Origin of the sequence: Mesorhizobium sp. M7A.F.Ca.CA.001.04.2.1 (assembly GCF_003998485.1) — a bacterium.
Lineage (GTDB): Bacteria > Pseudomonadota > Alphaproteobacteria > Rhizobiales > Rhizobiaceae > Mesorhizobium > Mesorhizobium ciceri.
The window spans coordinates 20668-44029 of sequence record NZ_RZQT01000046.1; the positions used below are offsets into that span (position 1 = coordinate 20668).

The 23362-nt window shown below is 62.9% G+C and carries 16 protein-coding genes and 1 pseudogene; 5 read left to right on the forward strand and 12 right to left on the reverse strand.

Going from position 1 to position 23362, the window contains the following annotated elements:
• Positions 1-664, forward strand: a pseudogene (locus EN955_RS35430) (hypothetical protein); the annotation flags it as partial.
• Between the two features lie 10 nt (positions 665-674).
• On the opposite strand, the gene EN955_RS16585 reads toward EN955_RS35430, so the two are convergent.
• The 10 genes from EN955_RS16585 to EN955_RS16630 all read right to left on the reverse strand — a co-directional run bounded on the left by EN955_RS16585 (position 675) and on the right by EN955_RS16630 (position 16942).
• The gene (locus EN955_RS16585) at positions 675-2297 is read right to left on the reverse strand and encodes an alpha-glucosidase family protein (protein WP_024503699.1); all 1623 of its coding nucleotides are present in this window, start codon (positions 2295-2297) and stop codon (positions 675-677) included.
• The gene (gene glgX / locus EN955_RS16590) at positions 2284-4299 is read right to left on the reverse strand and encodes a glycogen debranching protein GlgX (protein ID WP_024503698.1); all 2016 of its coding nucleotides are present in this window, start codon (positions 4297-4299) and stop codon (positions 2284-2286) included. Before glgX ends, EN955_RS16585 begins: the two co-directional genes overlap by 14 nt.
• A 199-nt stretch (positions 4300-4498) precedes the next feature.
• Positions 4499-6127 carry an alpha-D-glucose phosphate-specific phosphoglucomutase gene (locus tag EN955_RS16595; protein ID WP_024503697.1) on the reverse strand — a complete coding sequence of 543 codons (1629 nt, stop codon included), beginning with the start codon at positions 6125-6127 and terminating at the stop codon, positions 4499-4501.
• A gap of 3 nt (positions 6128-6130) precedes the next feature.
• Positions 6131-7576: a glycogen synthase GlgA gene (gene glgA, locus EN955_RS16600; RefSeq protein WP_024503696.1), complete on the reverse strand. Its 1446-nt coding sequence runs from the start codon at positions 7574-7576 to the stop codon at positions 6131-6133.
• Between the two features lie 3 nt (positions 7577-7579).
• Positions 7580-8845 carry a glucose-1-phosphate adenylyltransferase gene (gene glgC / locus EN955_RS16605; protein WP_013532699.1) on the reverse strand — a complete coding sequence of 422 codons (1266 nt, stop codon included), beginning with the start codon at positions 8843-8845 and terminating at the stop codon, positions 7580-7582.
• 52 nt (positions 8846-8897) lie between these two features.
• On the reverse strand, positions 8898-11111 hold the full coding sequence (gene glgB, locus EN955_RS16610) for a 1,4-alpha-glucan branching protein GlgB (RefSeq protein ID WP_024503695.1): 2214 nt from the start codon (positions 11109-11111) through the stop codon (positions 8898-8900).
• 107 nt (positions 11112-11218) lie between these two features.
• Positions 11219-13687 carry a glycogen/starch/alpha-glucan phosphorylase gene (locus EN955_RS16615; RefSeq protein WP_024503694.1) on the reverse strand — a complete coding sequence of 823 codons (2469 nt, stop codon included), beginning with the start codon at positions 13685-13687 and terminating at the stop codon, positions 11219-11221.
• 232 nt (positions 13688-13919) lie between these two features.
• A complete protein-coding gene (locus EN955_RS16620) occupies positions 13920-14729 on the reverse strand; it encodes an ATP-binding cassette domain-containing protein (RefSeq protein ID WP_224621066.1) in 810 nt (269 codons plus the stop codon).
• Positions 14705-15766, reverse strand: coding sequence for an ABC transporter permease (locus EN955_RS16625; RefSeq protein ID WP_013532703.1), 1062 nt, complete (start codon positions 15764-15766; stop codon positions 14705-14707). Before EN955_RS16625 ends, EN955_RS16620 begins: the two co-directional genes overlap by 25 nt.
• Positions 15767-15925: 159 nt before the next feature.
• Entirely contained in the window at positions 15926-16942 is a 1017-nt protein-coding gene (locus tag EN955_RS16630; protein WP_024503693.1) for a sugar ABC transporter substrate-binding protein, read from the reverse strand.
• Between the two features lie 228 nt (positions 16943-17170).
• Here EN955_RS16630 and EN955_RS16635 point away from each other — a divergent pair, with 228 nt between their 5' ends.
• From EN955_RS16635 to EN955_RS16650, 4 genes are all read left to right on the forward strand, one after another.
• Positions 17171-18397, forward strand: coding sequence for an ROK family protein (locus EN955_RS16635; RefSeq protein WP_024503692.1), 1227 nt, complete (start codon positions 17171-17173; stop codon positions 18395-18397).
• A complete protein-coding gene (locus EN955_RS16640; protein ID WP_013532706.1) occupies positions 18397-18843 on the forward strand; it encodes an RbsD/FucU domain-containing protein in 447 nt (148 codons plus the stop codon). Before EN955_RS16635 ends, EN955_RS16640 begins: the two co-directional genes overlap by 1 nt.
• Positions 18840-19763, forward strand: a complete 924-nt coding sequence (locus tag EN955_RS16645; RefSeq protein WP_024503691.1) for a carbohydrate kinase — start codon at positions 18840-18842, stop codon at positions 19761-19763. Before EN955_RS16640 ends, EN955_RS16645 begins: the two co-directional genes overlap by 4 nt.
• A 247-nt stretch (positions 19764-20010) precedes the next feature.
• Positions 20011-21153 carry a DegT/DnrJ/EryC1/StrS aminotransferase family protein gene (locus EN955_RS16650; RefSeq protein ID WP_024503690.1) on the forward strand — a complete coding sequence of 381 codons (1143 nt, stop codon included), beginning with the start codon at positions 20011-20013 and terminating at the stop codon, positions 21151-21153.
• A gap of 14 nt (positions 21154-21167) precedes the next feature.
• Here EN955_RS16650 and cysQ read toward each other — a convergent pair whose 3' ends face one another.
• Together cysQ and cysC are read right to left on the reverse strand one after the other, a co-directional pair.
• Positions 21168-21959, reverse strand: coding sequence for a 3'(2'),5'-bisphosphate nucleotidase CysQ (cysQ, locus tag EN955_RS16655; protein ID WP_024503689.1), 792 nt, complete (start codon positions 21957-21959; stop codon positions 21168-21170).
• A 10-nt stretch (positions 21960-21969) separates the two neighbouring features.
• Positions 21970-23362 (reverse strand): adenylyl-sulfate kinase (gene cysC / locus EN955_RS16660; RefSeq protein ID WP_127223436.1); only part of this gene is annotated, 1393 nt, incomplete at its 5' end.

The following is a 23362-nucleotide window of genomic DNA, read 5'->3' on the forward strand; positions in this document are numbered from 1 at the left end:
GGTCGGCGTCGGCAACCCAAACCTGGGCGGCGGTATCAGCCTGCTGTCGGTCAAGCTGCCGCTGAATGTCGAAGTAGCCTACGCCGAGGCCAAGCTGACCGACATCAACTGCCCGACCGGCCCCGACAGCCTGAAGGTTACCATTGCCGCGAAGCCCGGCATCGCGGCGGTGAACCTTGCCGCCAGCGATGCCGATAACAGCCCCACCGCCTTCGCGGATTTCAGCAACCCGCAGTCGTTCTCCGACGCCAATATCGCGGATGTCAGCCTCAATCTGCTGCTGTTAAAAATCCCGCTAATACTGGTGAAGGGTTCGGCGGGTGCCGACATCACCAACGTCAGCCCGACCAACCTGGTCTTCAACAAAACCGAGATCGCCGCCAAAACCATCAAGACGACGCCGACACGGGACATTACCCAGACGCTGACAACGTCACTGGTCGACAAGTTGTCGCTTTCCGTCAATGCGCTTGGTATCCTCGGGCTTGACGTAACGGCGTTGCTCGGCACCGTGAAGCCAGCTGTGACGACGCTTCTGAAAACCGTGACCGCACCAGTCGACACATTGCTTTACAATCTACTCGATACGCTCGGCGTGCATCTCGGCGTGGCCGATGTCCGGGTCACCGGCGCGACATGCGGACGTGCCGTGCTGGTGCAGTAACGTCGGGATATCAGTCGAGCCTGCCCAAAAAGGCTCCGAGCGCTGGCAGCAAAAGCTCAGTCTCGACGACCGCGGCATTGCCATCCAGCTGCGCAACCGCTCCGATGTCCCCCGGCAACGGCCAATTGGCCGGTCCTCCGGCGAAATTGAAGACACAGAGCAGTCTTTCACCGCCGCCGTCGCGGATGAAAGCGAGCAGGTCACCCTCGGCGTCGAGAAAGCGGATCGAGCCGGATATCAGCGCCTCATGCTCCCCGCGCAAGGCCAGCGCAGCCCGGTAGGACGCGAGCACAGAGACCGTGTCGGCATTCTGGACGTCGACGGCGCGAGCGCGATGGCTGGCCGGTATCGGCAGCCAGGGCCTGGCCGTGGAGAAGCCTGCATTGTCGGCGCCGGCCTCCCACACCATCGGCGTGCGGCACCCATCCCTGCCCTTGACGCCTGGCCAGAAGCGGATGCCGACGGGATCGCGCAGATCTTCATAGGCCAGCTCCGCCTCCTCCAGCCCGAGTTCCTCGCCCTCATAGAGGCAGATCGAGCCGCGCAGGCAGGCGAGCAGCATGATCGAGAATCTTGCGACCGCGTCGGGCTCGCTGTCCGGCCTTGTCCAGCGGCTGACATGGCGCGCCACGTCATGGTTGGAGAAGGCCCAGCAGACCCAGCCGTCGGAGACGGCCGCCTCGAAGGCTTCGACGCAGCCACGCACATGCGCAGCCGAGAACTGCGGACCGAGCAGGTCGAAGGTGTAACACATATGCAGCTTGTCGCCGCCTGAAGTGTAGGCCGCGAGCGTCTGCAGCGAGCGGCCTTCATCGCCGATCTCGCCGACGGCGGCGCGGTCGTCATATTCGTCGAGCAGCGCCCTGAAGCGGCGCAGGAACGCCAGGTTTTCCGGCTGCGTCTTGTCGAACAGGTGCTCCTGGTAAAGGTAGGTGTTGGTCTCGCTGTTGGTGCCGGCGACGCTTGATGCCAAGGGTGGATTGCTGCGCAACCAGCGGTCGTGGACATAGTAATTGACCGTATCGAGCCGAAAACCGTCGACGCCGCGCTCCAGCCAGAAGCGCACAGTTCCCAGAAGCGCGTCCTGAACCTCCGGATTGTGGAAATTCAGATCGGGCTGCGAGGGGAGGAAATTGTGCATGTAATACTGCCGGCGGGTAGAATCCCATTCCCAGGCTGGGCCACCGAAGACGGAGAGCCAGTTGTTTGGCGCGCTGCCATCTGGCTTGGTATCGGCCCAGACATACCAGTCGGCTTTGGGGTTATCGCGGCTGGCGCGGCTTTCGACAAACCAGTCGTGCTTGTCGGATGAATGCGACAGCACCTGGTCGATGATGATCTTCAGGCCGAGACGATGCGCCTCGGCGACCAGCGCATCGAAATCCTCGAGCGTGCCGAACATCGGATCGACATCGCAGTAGTCCGACACGTCGTAGCCCATATCGGCCATCGGCGACTTGAAGAAAGGCGACAGCCAGATGGCGCCGACACCGAGCGAGGCGACATGGGCGAGCCTCGATGTGATACCGGCGAGATCGCCGCTGCCATCGCCGGTCGTGTCCTGGAAGGAGCGCGGATAGATCTGGTAGATGACGCAACCGCGCCACCATCCCTTCTTGTCACTCGCCGCCATTGCGCTTCTCCCTTGTGCCGGCCTGCGCTCGTTCGATCATGAAGATCATCGTCCGCCCGGATATTGGCCGCGAGATATCCGCCGCATCCGGCGCTTCGATAGCTGGGGCCCAGAAGAATCCGTCTCGTTCAGGCAAGGTGAAGATGCAGGCCCGGCGATCGCCGTTGACAAGCACCGCAAGACGGCGGTCGTCGTCGCTGGCGCCACTCAGGACCATGACAAGACGGTGCCGCTGCGGATCCTGCCAGCTCTGTTCATCGAGCGGCGCGCCCGTCTCAGCAAGCCATGCGACGTCCGGTATCTCCGAACCTGCCGGCGGCTGGCCAGTGAGGAAGCTTGTGTCGGAAAGCGCCGGCATCGATCGGCGCAGCCTCGAGAGTTCCGCCGTGTAGCGCTCCAGCGCCTGGTCGCGGCCGGCCCAGTCGAGCCAGATGATCTCGTTGTCCTGGGCATAGGCGTTGTTGTTGCCTTGCTGGGTGCGGCCGAATTCGTCGCCCGCGGTCAGCATGATGGTGCCGCGCGAGGCAAACAGCGCGGCGAGCAGAGCGCGCAGGTCGTTCTGGCGAGCCGCTGCCACGGCCGGGTTGTCCGCATCACCTTCCACGCCGTTGTTCCAGGACAGGTTTTCATTGTGGCCGTCGCGGTTCTGCTCGCCATTGGCTTCGTTGTGCTTGCGCTCGTAGCGCACGATGTCGGCGAGCGTCATGCCGTCATGGGCGGCGATGAAATTGACACTGCGGCTGGCGCCTTGCCCGTTCGCGGCAAACACATCTGACGAACCGGCGAGCCGGGTCGCCAGGGCGCCGACCATGCCGGCGTCGCCACGCCAGAACCGTCTTACATCGTCGCGATACTTGTCGTTCCATTCGAGGAAAGGCGCTGGAAAATTGCCGAGCTGATAGCCGTCGGGGCCGATGTCCCACGGCTCGGCGATCAACACGCGATCGGCCAGCAGTGCGTCATCGCGCATCGCTCTCAGCAGCGGCGCCTCGGCATCGAATGTGCCCTCGACCCGCCCCAGAATGGGAGCGAGGTCGAAGCGGAAGCCATCGACACCGGCATCCCTGACGAAATGGCGAAGCGTGTCGAGGACCATTTCCTGGACCACAGGATGGTCGCAAGCGACCGTGTTGCCGGTACCGGTGTCGTTGGCCAGCCTGCCATCAGGTGTGTGCCGGTAGTAGGCCAGGTTGTCGAAGCCGCGCAGCGACAGCGTGGGACCAAGCCTGTCGCTCTCGCCGGTGTGGTTGAAGACGAGGTCGAGGATGACGCCGATACCAGCCTGGCGCAGCACAGCGACCGTGTTTCGCAGTTCCATGATGCCGCCCGGCGCAAGGCGCGGATCGAGGGCCATGAACGTCACGGGATTGTAGCCCCAGGCGTTTCGCAGCCCGAGCGGCGGCAAATGCCGCTCGTCGATCGACGCGGTCACCGGCATCAGTTCGACCGCGCCAACGCCGAGTTTTTTCAGGTGCTCGACGATCGTCGGTTGAGCAAGTGCGGCGACTGTTCCGCGCAATTTTTCGGGAACGTCCGAATGCAGCATGGTGAAGGCGCGCACCGGAATTTCGTAGACCAGGCCGCCGGCGCGGAAGAGCGGCGGCGCAGCCTGCACAGGCTTCGGTAGCGCAGCCGCGATCGCCTTCGGCATCAGCGACGCGGTATCGCCCCCCTCGCCCCGGCGATCGGCCAGCCGCCAGTCGTAGGCATAAGGCCTGTCAATCTCGACGGCGTAGGGATCGGTCAGCAATTTGTCGGGGTCGAACCACAGTCCATGCTCCGGCGCATAGTCCCCGTCGGCGCGGAAACCGTAGCGGGTTCCGGAGCCAAGACCTGCAACGAACAGCGCGTGGACGCCCTCGCCTTCCCGCTGCAGTTCGAGCCGTTCGATTTCCCGCATGCCCTGCTCGTCGAAGATCGAGACCCAAAGCCGACGGGCGGCCTGCGACCAGGCGGCAAAGCGGATGCCTTCGCGGGTGACTGTGGCGCCGAGCTGGGTCATGCCCGCGCCTCACCTTCTCCCCTGGCGGGAGAAGGTGGATCGGCGCGCAGCGCCGAGACGGATGAGGGGTGTTGGAAGGAACGCGGCGTTAGTGATCTGGACATCGGTTTGCGCCAAGCTGGAGCACCCCTCATCCGACCGAGCTTCGCTCGGCCACCTTCTCCCACAAGGGGAGAAGGTGAAACGCGCGCAGCCACTCTCAAGTGATCACGCTCGGCTTGGGGCGGCCGGTATGGCTGTGAATCCCGGCAATATCGTCAGCCGCGGCAATCAGATCGGCAAGGGCGGCCTGGGTGTCGAGATCGTGCCGAGACTTGTCCGGCTCGTAGCGCTCGATGTAGACGCGCAACGTCGCGCCCGACGTGCCGGTGCCGGACAGCCGAAAGACGACCCGCGAACCACCTTCGAACAGAACCCTGATGCCCTGATGCTCGCTGATCGAACCGTCGACCGGATCGTGATAGGCAAAATCGTCGGCACTGGCGATTTTCAGGCCGCGCACGCTGGTGCCAGGCAGCGAGCCGAGCTTGGCACGCAGTTCGTCGACCAGCGCGTTGGCGCGGTCGCTCTCGACCTCTTCATAATCGTGCCGCGAATAGTAATTGCGCCCGTAGGTCGCCCAGTGCTCGGTGACGATCTGCTTGCAGCTTTCGCCACGCGCGGCAAGGATGTTGAGCCACAAAAGCACCGCCCACAGGCCGTCCTTTTCGCGGACATGGTTGGAGCCGGTGCCGGCACTCTCCTCGCCGCAGACCGTCGCCATGTCGGCATCGAGCAGATTGCCGAAGAATTTCCAGCCGGTCGGCGTCTCATAGATGCCGACGCCGAGTTTTTCAGCGACGCGATCGGCCGCGCCACTGGTCGGCATCGAGCGGGCAATGCCTTTCAAACCGGCCTTGTAGCCGGGCGCCAGACGCGCATTGGCGGCGAGCATGGCGACCGAATCCGACGGGGTGACGAAAATGCCCTTGCCGATGATCAGATTGCGGTCGCCATCGCCATCCGAGGCGGCGCCGAAATCCGGTGCGTCCGGTCCCATCATCTCGTCATAGAGGTGTTTGGCGTGGACAAGATTCGGGTCCGGATGGTGGCCGCCGAAATCCGGCAGCGGCTTGAAATTGCGGCAGGTGCCATTGGGCGCGCCGAGCCGGTTTTCCAGGATCTCCTTGGCGTAGGGACCGGTCACCGCGTGCATGGCGTCGAAGCGCATGCGGAAGCCGGACTTGAAGAGTTTGCGCAGGGCGTCGAAATCGAACAGGCTTTCCATCAGTTCGGCATAGTCCACGACCGGATCGATGATCTCGACCGTCATGTCGGCGGCCTTGACCGTTCCTGTTGTGTCGATGTCGATCGGATCGATATCGGCGATCTTGAAGCTCGAAATCGCCTTGGTCTTTTCGAAGATCGCGTCGGTGAGCTTTTCCGGCGCCGGGCCGCCATTGCCGGCATTGTACTTGATGCCGAAATCCTCATGCGGGCCGCCCGGATTGTGACTGGCCGACAGGATGATGCCGCCAAAGGTCTTGTATTTGCGGATGACATGCGAAGCGGCTGGCGTCGACAGGATGCCGCCCTGCCCAACCATCACCTTGCCGAAGCCGTTGGCGGCTGCGATGGCGATGGCCTTCTGGATGACCTCGCGGTTGTAGAAGCGGCCATCGCCACCGATCACCAGGGTCTTGCCCTTGAAACCGTCGAGCGCGTCGAAGATCGACTGGATGAAATTCTCGGCATAGTGCTCCTGCTGAAAGACAGGCACCTTCTTGCGCAGGCCCGACGTGCCGGGCTTCTGGTCGGAATAAGGCTTGGTGGGAACGGTCCGTATCATGCTTCAGGCAACCCTTTTCGAAAGCAGCGAACGATAGAGTTCGACGTATTTTTCCGCGCTCTTGTCCCACGACACATCGGCTTTCATGCCCTGGCGCTGCAGTGATTCCCAGACCGTCGGACTGGCATGGGCGTCGACGAGGCGGCGGATAGCGTGCAGCAAGGCGCCGCCATTGTTGGGCGCGAACTGGAAGCCGGTGGCGACGCCGGCAGAGACGGCAGCCTCATTGGCGTCGATGACCGTGTCGGCGAGGCCGCCGGTGCGCGCGACCACCGGCACGCAGCCATAGCGCAGGCCGTAAAGCTGCGTCAGCCCGCACGGTTCGAAGCGCGAGGGAATGACGATGGCGTCGCAGCCGCCCTGCATGATGTGCGACAGCCCCTCGTCGTAGCCGACGACGACGCCGATGCGGCCGCGATGCCTGGCGGCGGCGGCAAGCAGCGCGCCTTCGAGACCGGCATCGCCCGATCCCAGGATGGCGAGCCGCGCACCCGTCGCGACAATGCCGTCGACCACCAGCGCCAATATGTCCATGCCCTTTTGCCAGGTCAGGCGGCTGACCACGCAGACGATCGGGCTGTCATCGCGCTCAAGGTTGAAGCGGTCCTCCACGGCAGCCCTGTTGGGTGCGCGCGCCTTCAGCGTGCTGGCCGTGTAGTTGGACACCAGATGCTTGTCGGTTTCCGGATCCCAGATGCCGGTGTCGATGCCGTTGACGATGCCATGGAGATCGCTGGAGCGCATGTTGATGAGGCCGTCGAGGCCCATGCCGAATTCGGGCGAGCGGATTTCCTGCGCGTAGGTCGGACTGACCGTGGTGATCGCCCAGGCGGCCTGCAGGCCCGCCTTGAGGAAGCCGACACCACCATAATATTCGACGCCGTCGAGCGCCATCGCCGCCGCCGGCAAGCCAAGCTCGCCGAAAATGCCGGCGCCGAACTGGCCCTGGAAGGCGAGGTTGTGGACGGTCATCATCGAAGGCACGCCGACCGCCTTGCCATAGCGCATATAGGCCAGCGTCATCGCCGACTGCCAGTCATGGGCGTGCACGATGTCGGGCTGGTAGCCCGAGATGGCGCCGCCGGCGATGTCGCCGCCGACCTGGCTCAACGCCGCGAAACGCCGCCAATTGTCTGGCCAGTCGACGCCGGTCGCATTGCCATAGGGGCCGCCGGGACGGTCGAACAGATGCGGCGCATCGAGCACGAACAGTTCGAGCCCGGCGAGTTGGACGGAATGGACAGAGGCCTTGCCGCCCTGCAGCAAGGGGTATTGCAGAACCGCCCGCTTTTTCTTGAAGGCAGCCATGACGGTCGGAAAGCCGGGCATGAGCGTGCGCACGGTCACGCCCTTGGCCGCCAAGGCAATTGGCAGCGCGCCGGTCACGTCGGCAAGCCCACCGGTCTTGATGAGCGGGAAAATTTCCGGCGTGACCGACAGAACCTGCATGCGTCAGAGCCCCAGCTTGTCGATCATGTCCTGGGTGACCAGGCAGATGCCCTTTTCGGAAACGCGGAAGCGCTTGGCGTCGAGAATAGGATCTTCGCCGACCACCAGCCCTTCCGGTATCCTAACACCATGGTCGATGACCACGCGCTTCAACTTTGCGTTCCGGCCGACATGAACGTCGGGCAGCATGACGACTTCTTCGAGCGTCGAATAGGAATTGATGCGCGCGCCGGTGAAGATCAGGCTTTTTTTCAGCGAAGCCCCCGAGACGATGCAATCGCCCGAAACCAGCGAAGACACAGCCGAACCGCGGCGGCCATCCTCGTCATGCACGAACTTTGCCGGCGGCTTCAATTCGGCATAGGTCCAGATCGGCCAGTCGCGGTCGTAGAGGTCGAGTTCCGGCGTGATATCGGTCAGGTCGATATTGGCTTCCCAATAGGCGTCGACCGTTCCGACGTCGCGCCAGTAGGCCTCGTTCTCGGCGGTCGAACGGACGCAGGACTTGGCGAAGCGGTGCGCGATCGCCTTACCGTGCTGGACGATATAGGGGATGATGTCCTTGCCGAAGTCGCGGCTCGAGCCCGGCTCGGCCGCATCGCGGCGCAACTGCTCCATCAGAAACTTGGTCTTGAAGACGTAAATGCCCATCGAGGCCAAGGCAAACTCCGGCTTATCGGGAATGCCGGGCGGATCGGCGGGCTTTTCGACGAAGGCGATGATGTTGTCCTTGCCATCGACATGCATGACGCCGAAGCCGGTGGCTTCCATGCGCGGCACTTCGAGGCAGCCAACGGTGACGTCGGCATTGGCGTCGACGTGCTGGCGAAGCATCATCTCGTAGTCCATCTTGTAGATGTGGTCGCCAGCTAGGATGACCATGTATTCGGGTCCGTAGGCCTCGATGATGTCGATGTTCTGATAGACGGCGTCAGCCGTGCCCTCATACCATTGCGTTTCCGAGACGCGCTGGCTGGCCGGCAGGATGTCGAAGCTTTCGTTTCGCTCGGGGCGCAGGAAGTTCCAGCCGCGCTGCAGATGACGGATCAGCGAATGCGCCTTGTACTGGGTGGCAACGCCGAGGCGTCGAATGCCGGAGTTAAGCGCGTTGGAGAGCGCGAAGTCGATGATGCGCGTCTTGCCGCCGAAATAGACGGCCGGCTTGGCACGCCGGTCGGTCAGTTCCTTGAGGCGGCTGCCACGGCCGCCGGCCAATACATAGGCCATGGCATCGCGCGCCAGCGGCTGGGTCCGTTTCAAGTCTGCCATTTCTACCCTCCCAAGTTACTCGATCTCGACATGTTACTCAGTGTCGATGGGTTCAGTCGGCGACGAGCTCGAGCATGATCGTGGACAGCGGCGGCAAGAGCATCGTCGCGGCGATGCTTCCTTCCTCCGCCCGCGCCTCGACCATGCCGCCATTGCCCTTGCCGGAACCGCCATATTCAGAAGCGTCGGTGTTGATGATCTCGCGCCATTTGCCTGATGTCGGCAACGGCACGCGATAATTTTCGCGCGGCACCGGCGTGAAATTGGAAATGACGGCCACTGGGCTGCCGCCCGGCGCGCTGCGCAGCCAGGCAAAAACCGAATTCTGGCTGTCGTCGACGATCAGCCAGGAAAACCCTTCCGGCTCACAATCACGGCCGTGCAGTGCCGGGCGCGAACGGTAGAGATAGTTGAGATCGCGCACCGTCTGCCAGACGCCGCGATGCGGCCGGAATTCAAGCAGGTTCCAGTCGAGCGCGCGCGCCTCGCTCCATTCGCGGCGCTGCGCGAACTCCTGTCCCATGAACAGCAGCTTCTTGCCGGGATAGCCCCACATGAAAGCGTAGTAGGCACGCAGCGTCGCAAACTTCTGCCAGTCGTCGCCGGCCATCTTGCCAAGCAACGTGCCTTTGCCGTGCACGACCTCGTCATGCGAGAGCGGCAGCACGAAATTCTCCGAGAAGGCGTAGGTCAGGCCGAAGGTGAGGTCGTTGTGGTGGTGTTTTCGGAAGATCGGCTCCTTGGAGAAATACTCCAGCGTGTCGTGCATGAAGCCCATATTCCACTTGAAGCCGAAGCCGAGGCCGCCTTCATGCACCGGTGCCGAGACCTTCGGCCATGAGGTCGATTCCTCGGCGATGGTCATGACGCCCGGATGATGGCCGTAGACCTCCTTGTTCATCTTCTGCAGGAAGCTGACCGCCTCGAGATTCTCGCGGCCGCCCTTCTCGTTGGGGATCCATTCGCCGGCTTTGCGCGAATAGTCGAGGTAGAGCATCGAGGCGACCGCGTCGACGCGCAAACCGTCGACATGGTATTTCTCGGCCCAGAACAGCGCATTGTTGACCAGGAACGACACCACCTCGCGGCGGCCGAAATTGTAGATCGCGGTGTTCCAGTCGGGATGAAAACCCTTGCGCGGATCGGCATGTTCATAGAGCGCGGTGCCATCGAAATTGGCCAGGCCATGCGCGTCGACCGGGAAATGTGCCGGCACCCAGTCGAGGATGACGCCGACGCCGGCGCGGTGGGCGCCATCGACGAAACGGGCAAAGCCGTCCGGGTCGCCAAAGCGGGCTGACGGCGCGTAAAGGCCGGTCGTTTGGTAGCCCCAGGACGGGTCGTAGGGATGTTCAGAGATCGGCATGAATTCGATGTGGGTGAAACCGGTCTCGACCACATAGGGGATCAGCCGGTCGGCCAACTCGTCCCATGACAGGAACGTTCCGTCGTCGCGAAGCTGCCAGGAGCCGGCATGGACCTCGTAGATCGAGATGGCTTCTCGCCGGTGATCGGCATTGCGCCAGAAATTGCGATGCGCCTCGTCGCCCCACTCGTGCGCCGGCGGCACCGCCACGACCGAAGCAGTAGCCGGACGCAGTTCGGATTTGAAGGCGAACGGGTCGGCCTTCAGCGGCAGCCTCACACCATCGGGGCCGATGATCTCGTATTTGTAGGGTCGTCCGGCACCGATGTCGGGTACGAACAGTTCCCAGATACCGGTGTCGCGCCGGTCTCGCATGGTGTGCCGGCGGCCGTCCCACTCGTTGAAGTCGCCGACCACAGAGACGCGCCGCGCATTGGGAGCCCAGACGGCGAAATGCACTCCGGTGGCGCCTTCGTGATCGATGACATGGGCGCCGAGCTTGTCGAACAGCCTGAGATGCGAGCCTTGGGCGATGTAGTAATCGTCCATCGGGCCCAGCACCGGACCGAACGAATAGGGATCGGTCAGCCACCAGTCGCCGCCGGCGTTCCTGGCATGATAGCGCAGGGGTTGCCGCTTCTTGATCGAGAGCTTGCCTTCGAAAAAGCCGCCATCGTCGCGCCTGGACAGTTCACCCGCGATGGTGCCGGTCAGCGTGTAGGCGGTGACGAATTCGGCATTCGGAACAAAGCACCGGGCATACAGGCTCTTGCCGACCTCATGGACACCAAGGACGGCGAAGGGATCTCCGTGCGTGCCGGCAACAATCGCCGCGACATCGCCGGCTGGCGCCAGTCCATCCGGCCCGCTTGTCGCAGCGGTCGCGCGCGGCTTCTTCATCAGGCAGTGTCCCTCCCCGGGCACCAAGTGTTTGTTTCTAGTGATGTGAATCCGACATTCAATTCACATCACCGGGACCACATTGTTTGCGGCCTCATGCAATCACATCAGACAGGCACGTTCCAGATTTCTTTCGCATATTGGCGGATCGTGCGATCGGAGGAGAACCAGCCGACACGCGCAACGTTGCGGATTGCCCGGGCGTACCAGTCGGGACTGTTGCGCCAGACCGCATCGACCTCGCGCTGGGCGGCGGCATAGGCATCGAAATCGGCGGCAACCATGAACCAGTCGCTGTTGTAGAGACCGTTGATGAGATCGCGGTAACGCTCCGGATCGTCCGGCGAGAAGACGCCTGACGAAACAGCCGCAACCGCTTGCGCCAGCTCAGGCGAGCCTTCGATGACGGCGCGCGGATCGTAGCCGTTGTTGCGCCGCTCGGCGACCTCGGCGGTGGTCAGGCCGAAGATGAAGATGTTGTCGTCGCCGACGCATTCCTTGATCTCGACATTGGCGCCGTCGAGCGTGCCGATGGTCAGCGCACCGTTCAGCGCGAACTTCATGTTGCCGGTGCCCGACGCTTCCATGCCGGCGGTCGAGATCTGTTCGGACAGATCGGCGGCCGGCATCATGATCTCGGCAAGGCTGACATTGTAGTTCGGCACGAACACCACCTTCAGCAGACCGCGCACGGCCGGATCGCGGTTGATGACCTTGGCGACATCGTTGGCGAGTTTGATGATCAGCTTGGCATTGTGGTAGCTGGGCGCCGCCTTGCCGCCGAAGAATTTCACGCGCGGCATCCAGTCGCGCTCGGGATGCGAGCGGATCTGGTCGTAGAGGGCGATCGCCTCGAGGATATTCAGAAGCTGGCGTTTGTATTCGTGGATGCGTTTGATCTGGATATCGAACAGCGCCGAGGGATCGACCTTGATGCCGAGCCGGTCGGCGACGAGGTTGGCCAGCCGCGCCTTGTTGGCTCGCTTGACGGCGGCGAACTTGTCGCGAAAGGCGGCATCGCCGGCGAAACCGTCGAGATCCTTGATGGCGTCGATGTCATCGAGAAAGCGGTCGCCGATCGCCTCGCGGGCAAGCGACGTCAGCCCGGGATTACACTGGATCAGCCAGCGCCGCGGCGTGATGCCGTTGGTCTTGTTGTTGATGCGATCGGGATAGAGCTTGTGCAGATCGGCGAACACCGTCTCCTTCATCAGGTCGGTGTGAAGCGCCGAAACGCCGTTGATCGAGTGCGAACCGACAAAGGCCAGATTGCCCATGCGCACCCGGCGGTCGCCATTTTCCTGGATCAGCGAGATGCGGCCGATCTGCTCGTCCGAGAACTGGTTGGACGCACGCGCCTCCAGAAGCACTTCAGCGTTGATGGCATAGACGATCTGCATGTGGCGCGGCAAAAGCCGCTCGAACAGCGGCACCGGCCAGCTTTCCAGCGCCTCGGGCAGCAGCGTGTGGTTGGTGTAGCCGAAGGTGCGCTGGGTGATGTCCCAGGCCTGATCGAAGTCCATGCCGTGGACGTCCATCAACAGGCGCATCAACTCCGGCACAGCGATGGCCGGATGGGTGTCGTTCAGGTGGATCGCAGCCTTGTCGGGCAAGGACTTCAGGTCGCCATATTGGCTGAGATGGCGCTGGACGATGTCCTGCAGCGATGCGGTGGAGAAGAAATATTCCTGCCGAAGCCGCAGTTCCTGCCCGGCCTTGTGGGAATCGGCGGGATAGAGCACGCGCGACAAGGCATCGGCCTTGTTGCTTTCGGCGAGCGCGCCGATGTGGTCGCCGGCATTGAACTTGTCGAGCAGGATCGGATCGACCGGCATGCCCGACCAGAGCCGCAGCGTGTTGACGCGGTTGGCCCGCCAGCCGACGACGGGCGTATCATAGGCGACGGCCAGCACATGCTCGGTCGGCTTCCAGACATGGCGTTCGAGGCGGCCGTCCTTGGAGGTGATCGATTCCACCGAACCGCCGAAACCGACCTCGAACGAGCGCTCACGGCGTTCGAATTCCCACGGGTTTCCGTGATCGAGCCAGGTTTCAGGCAATTCGACCTGCCAGCCGTCGTGAATCTCCTGGCGGAACATGCCGTTGGCATAGCGGATGCCGTAGCCATGCGCGGGAATGTCGACGGTCGCCATGCTTTCCATGAAGCAGGCCGCAAGCCGCCCGAGGCCGCCATTGCCAAGTGCGGCATCCGGCTCGAGTGCGGCGATGAGATCGAGATCGACGCCCAGGGACGACAGGGCCTCGCGCATGTTGTCCATCAGGCCGAGATTGGAGAAGGCATCGCGCATCAGGCGGCCGATGAGGAACTCCAGAGACAGATAGTAGACGCGTTTTTCCTTCTGATCGTACGCCTCCTTCGTCGCCTGCATCCAGCGATCGACGATCCGGTCGCGCACGACCTTGATCGAGGCGGTCAGCCAGTCGTACTGGGTCGCAACGGTGGTATCCTTGCCGACCCGGTATTTGAGGGCCACCAAGACTTCACGTGCGAGTGTCTTGGGATCAGGATTTTCGAGCAGTGGAGGAAGGGGTTCGGATGTCATCGCGCTCGTCATGATGCCTCTCGTGCGGTTGCCATGATCATACCGGCTTTCATCGCTCCTCCCAGCCCATGCTAGCTGATACCGCTATATATTCAATCGATTTAAACAAGCCCGAACCGGCACGCCCCCTGCGGCAATTTGGCAATTCGCAAGTGTGACGCGCCAAGACGGTCGCGCGATGCGCTTCAAATTCCTGTTCCGTGCTTGCCGTGCCGCCAACCCTCCAGCACTTGGGCGACATGTATCAGGCCGCCAGCGCTGCCTCGGGCGGAACCTTTGCTCCGGTCATGAAGGCCACGGCATCGGACATCGTATATTGCTTGGGATCGATGACGCAGAGGCGACGGCCGAGCCGGTGGATGTGAATGCGGTCGGCCACTTCGAACACATGCGGCATGTTGTGCGAGATCAGCACGATCGGCAGGCCGCGCTTCTTGACGTCGAGGATCAACTCGAGCACGCGGCGGCTTTCCTTGACGCCAAGGGCGGCCGTCGGCTCGTCCATGATCACCACACGACTGCCGAAGGCGGCCGCGCGCGCCACCGCAACGCCCTGCCTCTGGCCCCCCGAGAGCGTTTCCACAGCCTGGCTGATGTTCTGGATGGTCATCAGGCCAAGCTCGGTAAGCTTGTCGCGGGCGCGCTTTTCCATCGCCGGACGGTCGAGCATACGCAGCCAATCGCCCAGAAAACCCGGTTTGCGGATCTCGCGGCCAAGGAACATGTTATCGGCGATCGAGAGCGCCGGCGACAGTGCCAGATTCTGGTAGACGGTCTCGATGCCGGCTTCGCGTGCCTCCATCGGCGATTTAAAGGCGACGGGTTTGCCTTCAAGCCGGATCTCGCCTTCGTCGGGCACGGCCGCGCCGGAAATCGCCTTGATGAGCGACGACTTGCCGGCGCCGTTGTCGCCGATGACGGCGAGGATTTCGCCGGGATAAAGGTCGAAGTCGGCATTGTCGAGGGCGGTGACACGGCCATAGCGCTTGATCAGGCCACGCGCGGTGAGGATGGGTTCCTGGGTCATGGTCATGCCGACACCTTTCTGATCCATTGGTCGACTGCCACGGCGCCGATGATCAGCACACCGGTGAGCAGCACCTTCCATTGCGGATCGGCGCCCAGCATGTTGAGGCCCATGGAAACGACGCCGACGATCATCGCGCCGAACAGCGTGCCCAGGATGGAGCCGCGTCCGCCGAAGAGGGAAATACCGCCGATCACCGTCGCGGTGATGGCCTGCAGATTGTAGTCGGTGACGGCAGCCGACGGCGAGATCGAGCCGTTGCGGCCAATGGAGACCCAGGCCGCGAAAGCGGCGATCAGGCCGGCCAAGGTGTAGACCGTCATCAACACCTTCTTGGTCTGGATGCCCGACAGCTTCGCCGCCTCCTGGTCATCGCCAACGGCGTAGACATGGCGGCCCCACGCCGTGTGATTGAGCACGTACCAGAGGATCATCACGAGCAGGACCGTGGCAATGACGCCGAGCGTCAGCACCGCAGTGCCGACCTTGAAGCTGATGGCAAAGAGATGCAGCAGCGGCGCCTGGGTGTCGACGTCGGTGTCGCGGATCGTCTCGTTGGCCGAATAGATGAAGTTCGTGGCCATGACGATGTTCCAGGTGCCAAGCGTCACGATGAAGGGTGGTAGCTTCATGTAGGCGACAAGCACCCCGTTGAGCAGCCCGCAGGCGGCGCCGGCGGCAAGCCCGATCGCCACTGCGAGCGCGCTCGGCATGCCGTAGGAGACCGCGCAATTGCCCATGATCACCGCTGAAATCACCATGATCACACCGATCGACAGGTCGATGCCCGCGGTCAGGATGACCAATGTCTGCGCAGCCCCCAGAATGCCGATGATGGCGATCTGCTGCAGGATAAGCGTCAGCGTGTAGGACGAAAAGAAACGCCCACCGATGGTGATGCCGAAGACGATGATCGCCAGAACCAGGACGATCAGCGGCACCGCGGCCGGCGTCGAATGCAAGAAATGCTGGATACGCTTGACGGCCGATTTGTGCTCGTCAAAAGCAGCAACGCTGGTGTCGCTGCTCGAGAGAACCTTCTCGAATTCCTGAGCTTGAGCCATGTTTTCTCCCCGGAGGCTTCAGCCAAACGCCGACGCCAGTCCACGCCTTTCCGGTCTGCTGCCGGGATTGTTCGCGGTCACGCGAGCCATCGTCCACCCGAAGCGGCCGGGGATCAAGCCCCGACCGCTCAGGTTCCTTGGATGCCGGTCAGAACGGCATCAGCCCCAGCACTTGGCGAGGCCTTCCTTGGTGTCGATGGACTTGACGCCGGTGGCCGGCTTGTCGGTCACCAGGTTGACGCCGGTGTCGAAGAAGTTCTTGCCTTCGGTCGGCTTCGGCTTGGTTCCGTCCTTGGCAAAGGCGGCGATCGCCTCGATGCCGAGTGCAGCCATCTGCAGCGGGTATTGCTGCGAAGTGGCGCCGATGACACCTTCGGCCACCGACTTCACGCCGGGGCAGCCGCCGTCGACGGAAACGATCAGCACCTGGCTTTCGAGGCCGACAGCCTTGAGCGCCTGGTAGGCGCCGACAGCGGCCGGCTCGTTGATGGTGTGGATGACGTTGATGGTGTTGTCCTTCTGTAGGAGGTTCTCCATCGCCTTGCGGCCGCCCTCTTCGTTGCCGTTGGTGACGTCATGGCCGACGATGCGCGGATCGGTCTCGTCGCCGATCTTGTTCGGATCCTTCACGTCGATGCCGTAGCCCATCATGAAGCCTTGGTCGCGCAGCACGTCGACAGTCGGCTGCGAAGGCGTCAGGTCAAGGAAACCGATCTTGGCGTCCTTGGCCTTGTCGCCGAGCGTGGCGGCGGCCCAGGCCCCGATCAGCTTGCCTGCCTCGAGATTGTCCGTCGCGAAGGTCGCATCGGCGGCGTCGATCGGATCGAGCGGCGTGTCGAGCGCGATCACCAGCAGGCCGGCATCACGCGCCTTCTTCACGGTCGGCACGATGCCCTTGGTGTCGGATGCGGTGATCAGGATACCCTTGGCGCCGTCGGCGATGCAGCTTTCGATCGCCGCGACCTGGCTCTCGCTGTCGCCGTCGATCTTGCCGGCATAGGTCTTGAGGTCGACGCCGAGCTCCTTGGCCTTCGCGGTCGCGCCTTCCTTCATCTTGACGAAGAAGGGATTGGTGTCGGTCTTGGTGATCAGGCAGGCGCCGACACCGGCGGCGGATGCGGACGAGGCAAACGCCATCAGCCCCAGAGCCGCGGCGGCAAACACGGTCGATTTCAACAATTTTGTATTGGTCACGATTTTCCTCCCAGTGGAACCATTCCGATGCCGGCCAACCGGCACCTGCAGCGCATCCAACGAAATTCTCCCAGCGTGGACGCTGCCTTAACAGACACCAGGCCGAAGCCCCTGTCAATAATTAAATCACTCTTATTTATTATTGACAGCATTGCTTCGTTCACCCATTCTGGCCCAAAAGCATTGAGGGGAAACGACGGGAGGAACAGGGTGGAAACGGCCATTGCGAGGCATGGTTCGCCCGAGGTGAATGACAGTCTCATTCACCGCGGCACCAACCAGAGCGGCATGCGCGACCACAATGAGCGGTTGGTGCTGTCGCTGGTGCGTCAACACGGCAGCCTGGCAAAATCCGACATCGCCCGCATGACCGGACTTTCGGCGCAGACGGTTTCGGTCATCATGCGCGAGCTGGAGGAAGAAAGCCTCCTGCTGCGTCAGGCGCCGTTGCGCGGCAAGATCGGCCAGCCTTCCATCCCGATGGCGCTCAATCCCGAAGGCGCTTTCTTCATCGGCCTGAAGATCGGCCGCCGCAGCGCTGAACTGGTGTTGATCGATTTCCTTGGCAATGTTCGTTCGATGCTGCAGCATTCCTATCGCTACCCGGCGCCGCGCGAGACGGTGGACTTCGTCAGCAACGGCATGCGGCAGATGCGCGGCGAGCTCACGCCCGCGCAAGACAAGCGCATCGCCGGGCTGGGCATCGCCATGCCGTTCGAATTGTGGAACTGGGCCGATACCGCCGGCGCCCCGCGCGACGTGATGGACGAATGGCGTCACCGCGACATCAGGGCCGACATCCAGGCGCAATGCGATTTTCCGGTCTATTTGCAGAACGACGCCACGTCGGCCTGCGGCGCCGAACTCGTCTTCGGGCAGGCGGGCGCTGCGCGTGACTTCGTCTATTTCTATATCGGCGCCTTTGCCGGTGGCGGCATCGTGCTGAACGGCCGGCTTTTTGGCGGCCCGACCGGCAATGCCGGAGCGCTCGGCTCCATGCCCGTGCCCGGGCCGGACGGCAAGCCGACCCAACTGATCGATGTCGCTTCCATCGCCATGCTCGAAAAGGCGCTCAATGCGCGCGGCATCGAGGCCTCGCATCTGTGGACCTCGCCGGAAGACTGGGGCGAGATCGGACCCGAACTCGACGGCTGGATCGCCAGCGCCTCAAGGGCGCTCGCTTACGCCATCGTCGCCGCATCCTCGATCATCGATTTCGAAGCGGCGGTGATCGACGGCTGGATGCCGAAGGCGGTGCGCCGCCAGCTGGTCGACGCCATCATTGCGGCAATCGCCACGATCGACGGCGAAGGCTTGAAGCTGCCCGCCATTCGCGAGGGAACCGTCGGTATCCATGCCCGGGCGCTCGGCGGCGCCAGCCTGCCACTTTCCGAACGCTTCCTGATCGGCTCGACGACGATTTCCAGGAGCGCCTGATGCTGATCGGAATCCCGGCGCTGCTCGGTCCGGAGCTTCTGGCGATCCTGCGCGGCATGGGCCATGGCGACGAAATCGCCCTTGTCGACGGAAACTATCCGGCGGAACAGCAGGCAACCCGACTGGTACGCGCCGATGGCCACCCTCTTATCCCGGTACTCGACGCGATATTGAGTGTCCTGCCTGTCGATGACGCCGTGCCGGAGGCGCTGTTTCGCGCCTCGGTCCGAGGCGATCCCTCGCTTGCCGATCCTGTCCATCATGAGATCGAAGCGATCTGCGCCAAACGGGCGCCAGGCCGCAAGGTGGTTGCGCTGGCCGGCGCCGACTTCTATGCACGGGTCAAATCGGCGCATGCCATCGTCGCGACAAGCGAGCCGCGGCTCTACGCCAACATCATTATACGCAAGGGCGTGATCTATCCGCCGGAGACCAAGAAGCCATGATCCTCTGCTGCGGCGAAGCCCTGATCGACATGCTGCCGCGCACGACGACAGCGGGCGAGCCGGCCTTTGCGCCTTATGTCGGCGGCGCCGTATTCAACACGGCAATCGCACTTGGCCGGCTCGGCGCGCCGGCCGGCTTCTTTTCCGGCCTGTCGTCGGATCTGTTCGGCGGCCAATTCCGGGATGCGCTTGGGGCGAGCAAGGTCAGTTCCACCTATGCACACACCTCGCCACGGCCAACCACGCTGGCCTTCGTCAAGCTCACCAACGGCCAGGCGACGTACACTTTCTATGACGAGAACACCGCCGGACGCATGCTGACGATCGACGATTTGCCGCAGCTCGGCAACGAGATCGAAGCCATGCTGTTCGGCGCCATCAGCCTGATCTCCGAGCCCGCCGGCAGCGCCTATGAAGAGTTCATGCGGCGCGAGCATGAAAGCCGCGTCATGATGCTCGATCCCAACATCCGGCCGAACTTCATCCCGGACAAGGCCAAGCACCTCAAGCGCATTCGCACCATGATGGCGATGGCCGACATCGTGAAACTGTCGGACGAAGACCTGAACTGGTTCGGCGAAGCCGGCTCGCATGAGGATGTCATCCGCAACTGGCTGGACCGCGGTCCGAAGCTGATCGTCGTCACCCATGGCGGCGAAGGCGCGATCGGCTACAGCAAGAAGCACGCCGTCACGGTGATGCCCGAAAGGGTCGAGGTGGTCGACACGGTCGGCGCCGGCGACACGTTCAACGCCGGCATCCTCGCCTCGCTGCACGGGCAAGGCCTGCTGACGAAGGCGGCGATTTCCGGACTGTCGGAAGACGCCATCCATAAGGCGCTGGCGCTCGGCGCGAAGGCGGCGGCAGTGACCGTGTCGCGGGCCGGCGCCAACCCACCCTGGCGACATGAAATCGCCTGAGCAACGCTCAACATAAGTTGAGCCCAATCGATCACTTTATGTTTCGCAGGGGCTCTTTCCAAGGCTATAAGGGCGGGATGGCGCCCGACGAAGCCCGGATTTCCGGCATCTGACTGACATTCGCCGGGAAAACTGGTAACGGGCTGCGACACTTCCGCAATTTAGGGCTCCGCCTGCCCGGCTTTCTCGGCAAGCGCAACTCTGGTACCAGCGGCCGATTATCTGGCTAACCCATTTTGAGGCCGACATGCAGTTCATCGATCTTGGCGCGCAGCGCGAACGAATCCGCGACCGGCTGAAGGCCGCGATCGACCGTGTCGTTGACGAGGGCCGCTATATTCTTGGCCCGCAAGTCACCGAATTCGAGAACAAGCTTGCCGCCTATATCGGTACCAAGCATGTCGTGGCCTGCGCCAACGGCACCGACGCGCTGCTGTTGCCGCTGTTTGCAGCCGGCGTGGGCCCGGGTGACGCGGTGTTCGTGCCGAGCTTCACGTTCGCCGCCACCGCCGAAGTGGTGGCGCTGGCCAAGGCCGAGCCGGTGTTCGTCGATGTCGACCCGCACAGCTACAACATCGACATTGCCAGCCTCGAAGCGGCCATTGCCATGATCAAGAAGGAAGGAAGGCTGAAGCCGAAGGCAATCATTCCCGTCGATCTGTTTGGCCTTGCCGCCGATTACGAGGCGATCATGGCGATCGCCAACCGCGAAGGCCTGATGGTGATCGAGGATGCCGCCCAGTCGATGGGCGGTTCGCTCGACGGCAAGATGTGCGGCTCCTTCGGTGCGGTCGGCTCGACCAGCTTCTATCCGGCAAAACCGCTTGGCTGCTACGGCGACGGCGGCGCGATGTTCACCAATGACGATGCGCTGGCCGAACAGCTTCGCTCGTTCGCCTTTCATGGCAAGGGCGAGACGCAGTACGACAATGTCCGCGTCGGAATCAATTCGCGGCTCGACACGATACAGGCGGCGATCCTCATCGAGAAGCTGGCCATTCTCGAAGACGAGATGGTCGCCCGGCAGGTCGTGGCAAAGCGCTATGCCGATGGGCTTGGCGACGTCGTTACCGCCGCCCGCAATCTGGACGGCAGCCGTTCGGCCTGGGCGCAATACGCCATCGAGACGCCGAAGCGCGACGGGCTGAGGGCGCATCTCGGCGAAAAGGGCATTCCGTCTGTCATCTACTATGTGAAGCCGCTGCATGCCCAGGTCGCTTATCGCGATTATCCGCGCACGCCGACCGGCCTTGCCGTTTCGGAAGACCTGCCGAAGCGGATCCTGTGCCTGCCGATGCACCCTTATCTCAGCGAAGCCGACCAGGACCGCATCATCGAGACGATCCGCAACTATATAGGCTCGAATTCGGCGCAGGCAGCGGCCGAGTAAGCTACCGGGCCTTCTCAGGCGGGGCTGACCCCTGCCCCGCCGCTGGCAATGAAATGCGGATTGGCGAAATCCTCGTCGTCGCTTTGCCGGCGCTTCCCATAGACCAGAGGCTGGCCATCGAGCGTGCGCGTCATGCCACCGGCGGCGCGCAGGATGGCGTCGCCTGCCGCCGTGTCCCATTCCATGGTGCGGCCGAAGCGCGGATAGACATCAGCCTCGGCACTGGCGAGAAGGCAGAATTTCAAGGACGAACCGACCGAGACGATTTCGGCGGCACCAAGGTCGCGAATATAGGCCTCGGTTTCCGGCGTGTTGTGGGAACGGCTGGCGACGACGGCCAGCGGCGCCACGGCCGTTCTCACCGAGATCGGCCGGCGGCCGACGATCTGGTAGCCGCCATCGATTTCGAGAGATTCCGCCCTTCCCGGCAGGCCGGAAAAGAAGCGGCCCGTGCAGGGCGCAAAGACGACGCCGACCTCCGGCACGCCATCGCGAACCAGCGCTATGTTGACGGTGAAATCGGTGCGGCGGTTGACGAATTCCTTGGTGCCGTCGAGCGGATCGATCAGGAAGAAAGCCCCATTTAGGTCGGGCGGCACGATGCCGGCGGAAGCTTCTTCCTCGGCCACGCAGGGGATATCGGGAAATGCGGCACGCAGTCCGGCGAGAATGATCTTTTCGCTCTCGCGGTCCGCCTCGGTCACCGGCGAGGCGTCGGACTTGCGGTCAACCGCACAGCCGGCGTGGAACACGCGCATCACCTCGCGCCCGGCCGACAAGGCCAGGCGCTCGAAGATTTCGAGCATCAGCCTGTCGTCAGATGCCGCCGCCGCTATCGTATTGGTCTTCGGCAATGTCGCGCTCGTTCAGCCAGTGTTCCAGGGCGTCGACCATCTCTTCGGCCGATTTGCCGAGTGTCTGCAGATGGATCTCCGGGGTTTCCGGCGCTTCATAAGGGGAATCGACGCCGGTGAAATTCTTGATCTCGCCATTCAGCGCGCGCGCATAGAGGCCCTTCGGATCACGCCTGGCGCATTCCTCGAAGGGCGTATCGACGAACACCTCGACGAATTCTCCGTCGGCCATCAATTCACGTGCCATGCGCCGTTCGGCGCTGAACGGCGAAATGAACGAAACAATGACGATCAACCCGGCATCGGCCATCAAACGCGCCACCTCGGCGACGCGGCGGATGTTCTCGACGCGATCGGCATCGGTAAAGCCAAGATCGCGATTGAGACCGTGACGGACGTTGTCGCCGTCGAGGATATAAGTATGACGGCCGGTGGCGAACAGCTTCTTTTCGAACAGGTTGGCGATGGTCGACTTGCCGGATCCCGACAGCCCGGTGAACCAGAACACGGCGGGCCGCTGGTTCTTCATGTCGGCGCGCACGCGCTTGCCGACATCGAGCGACTGCCAATGGATGTTTTCGGCGCGGCGCAGCGAGTGCAGGATCATGCCGGCGCCGACCGTGGCGTTGGAGATGCGGTCGATCAGGATGAAGGCGCCGGTTGTGCGGTTTTCGGCGAAGGGATCAAAGGCGATCGGCGTCCGCGTCGAGATGTTGCAGATGCCGACTTCGTTCATTTCGAGCGACTTGGCCGCTTCATGGGCAAAGTCGTTGACGTTGATCCGGTATTTCAGATCGGTGACGGTGGCGCTGGTCTGGTCGGTCTCGGTGCGCAGGATGTAGGAGCGGCCCGGCAGCAGCGCATGCTCGTCGAACCAGACGATGTTGGCGGCGAACTGGTCGGCGACCTGCGGCCGTGCGGCAGGCGAAACCAGCATGTTGCCGCGCGAGATTTCGACTTCGTCGTCGAGGACGAGCGTGACGGCCTGTCCGGCAGCCGCCTGGGCGAGATCGCCGCCATACGAGACGATCCGCTTGACGCGCGAGGATTTGCCCGACTTGGCGACAACGACCTCGTCGCCGGGCGCAACCGAGCCGGAAGCGACCGTGCCGGCAAAGCCGCGAAAGTCGAGATTGGGACGATTGACATACTGGACCGGGAAACGGAACGGCAGTTCGACCATCGCTTGGTCGACCGACACGGTTTCGAGATGCTCGATCAGCGTTGGGCCGGAATACCATTCCATGCTTTCCGACCGACGGCTGACATTATCGCCATAACGGGCCGACATCGGGATCGGCACAATCGTCTGGAAGCCGAGATCGCGCGAGAATTGCCCGTAGTCTTCGACGATC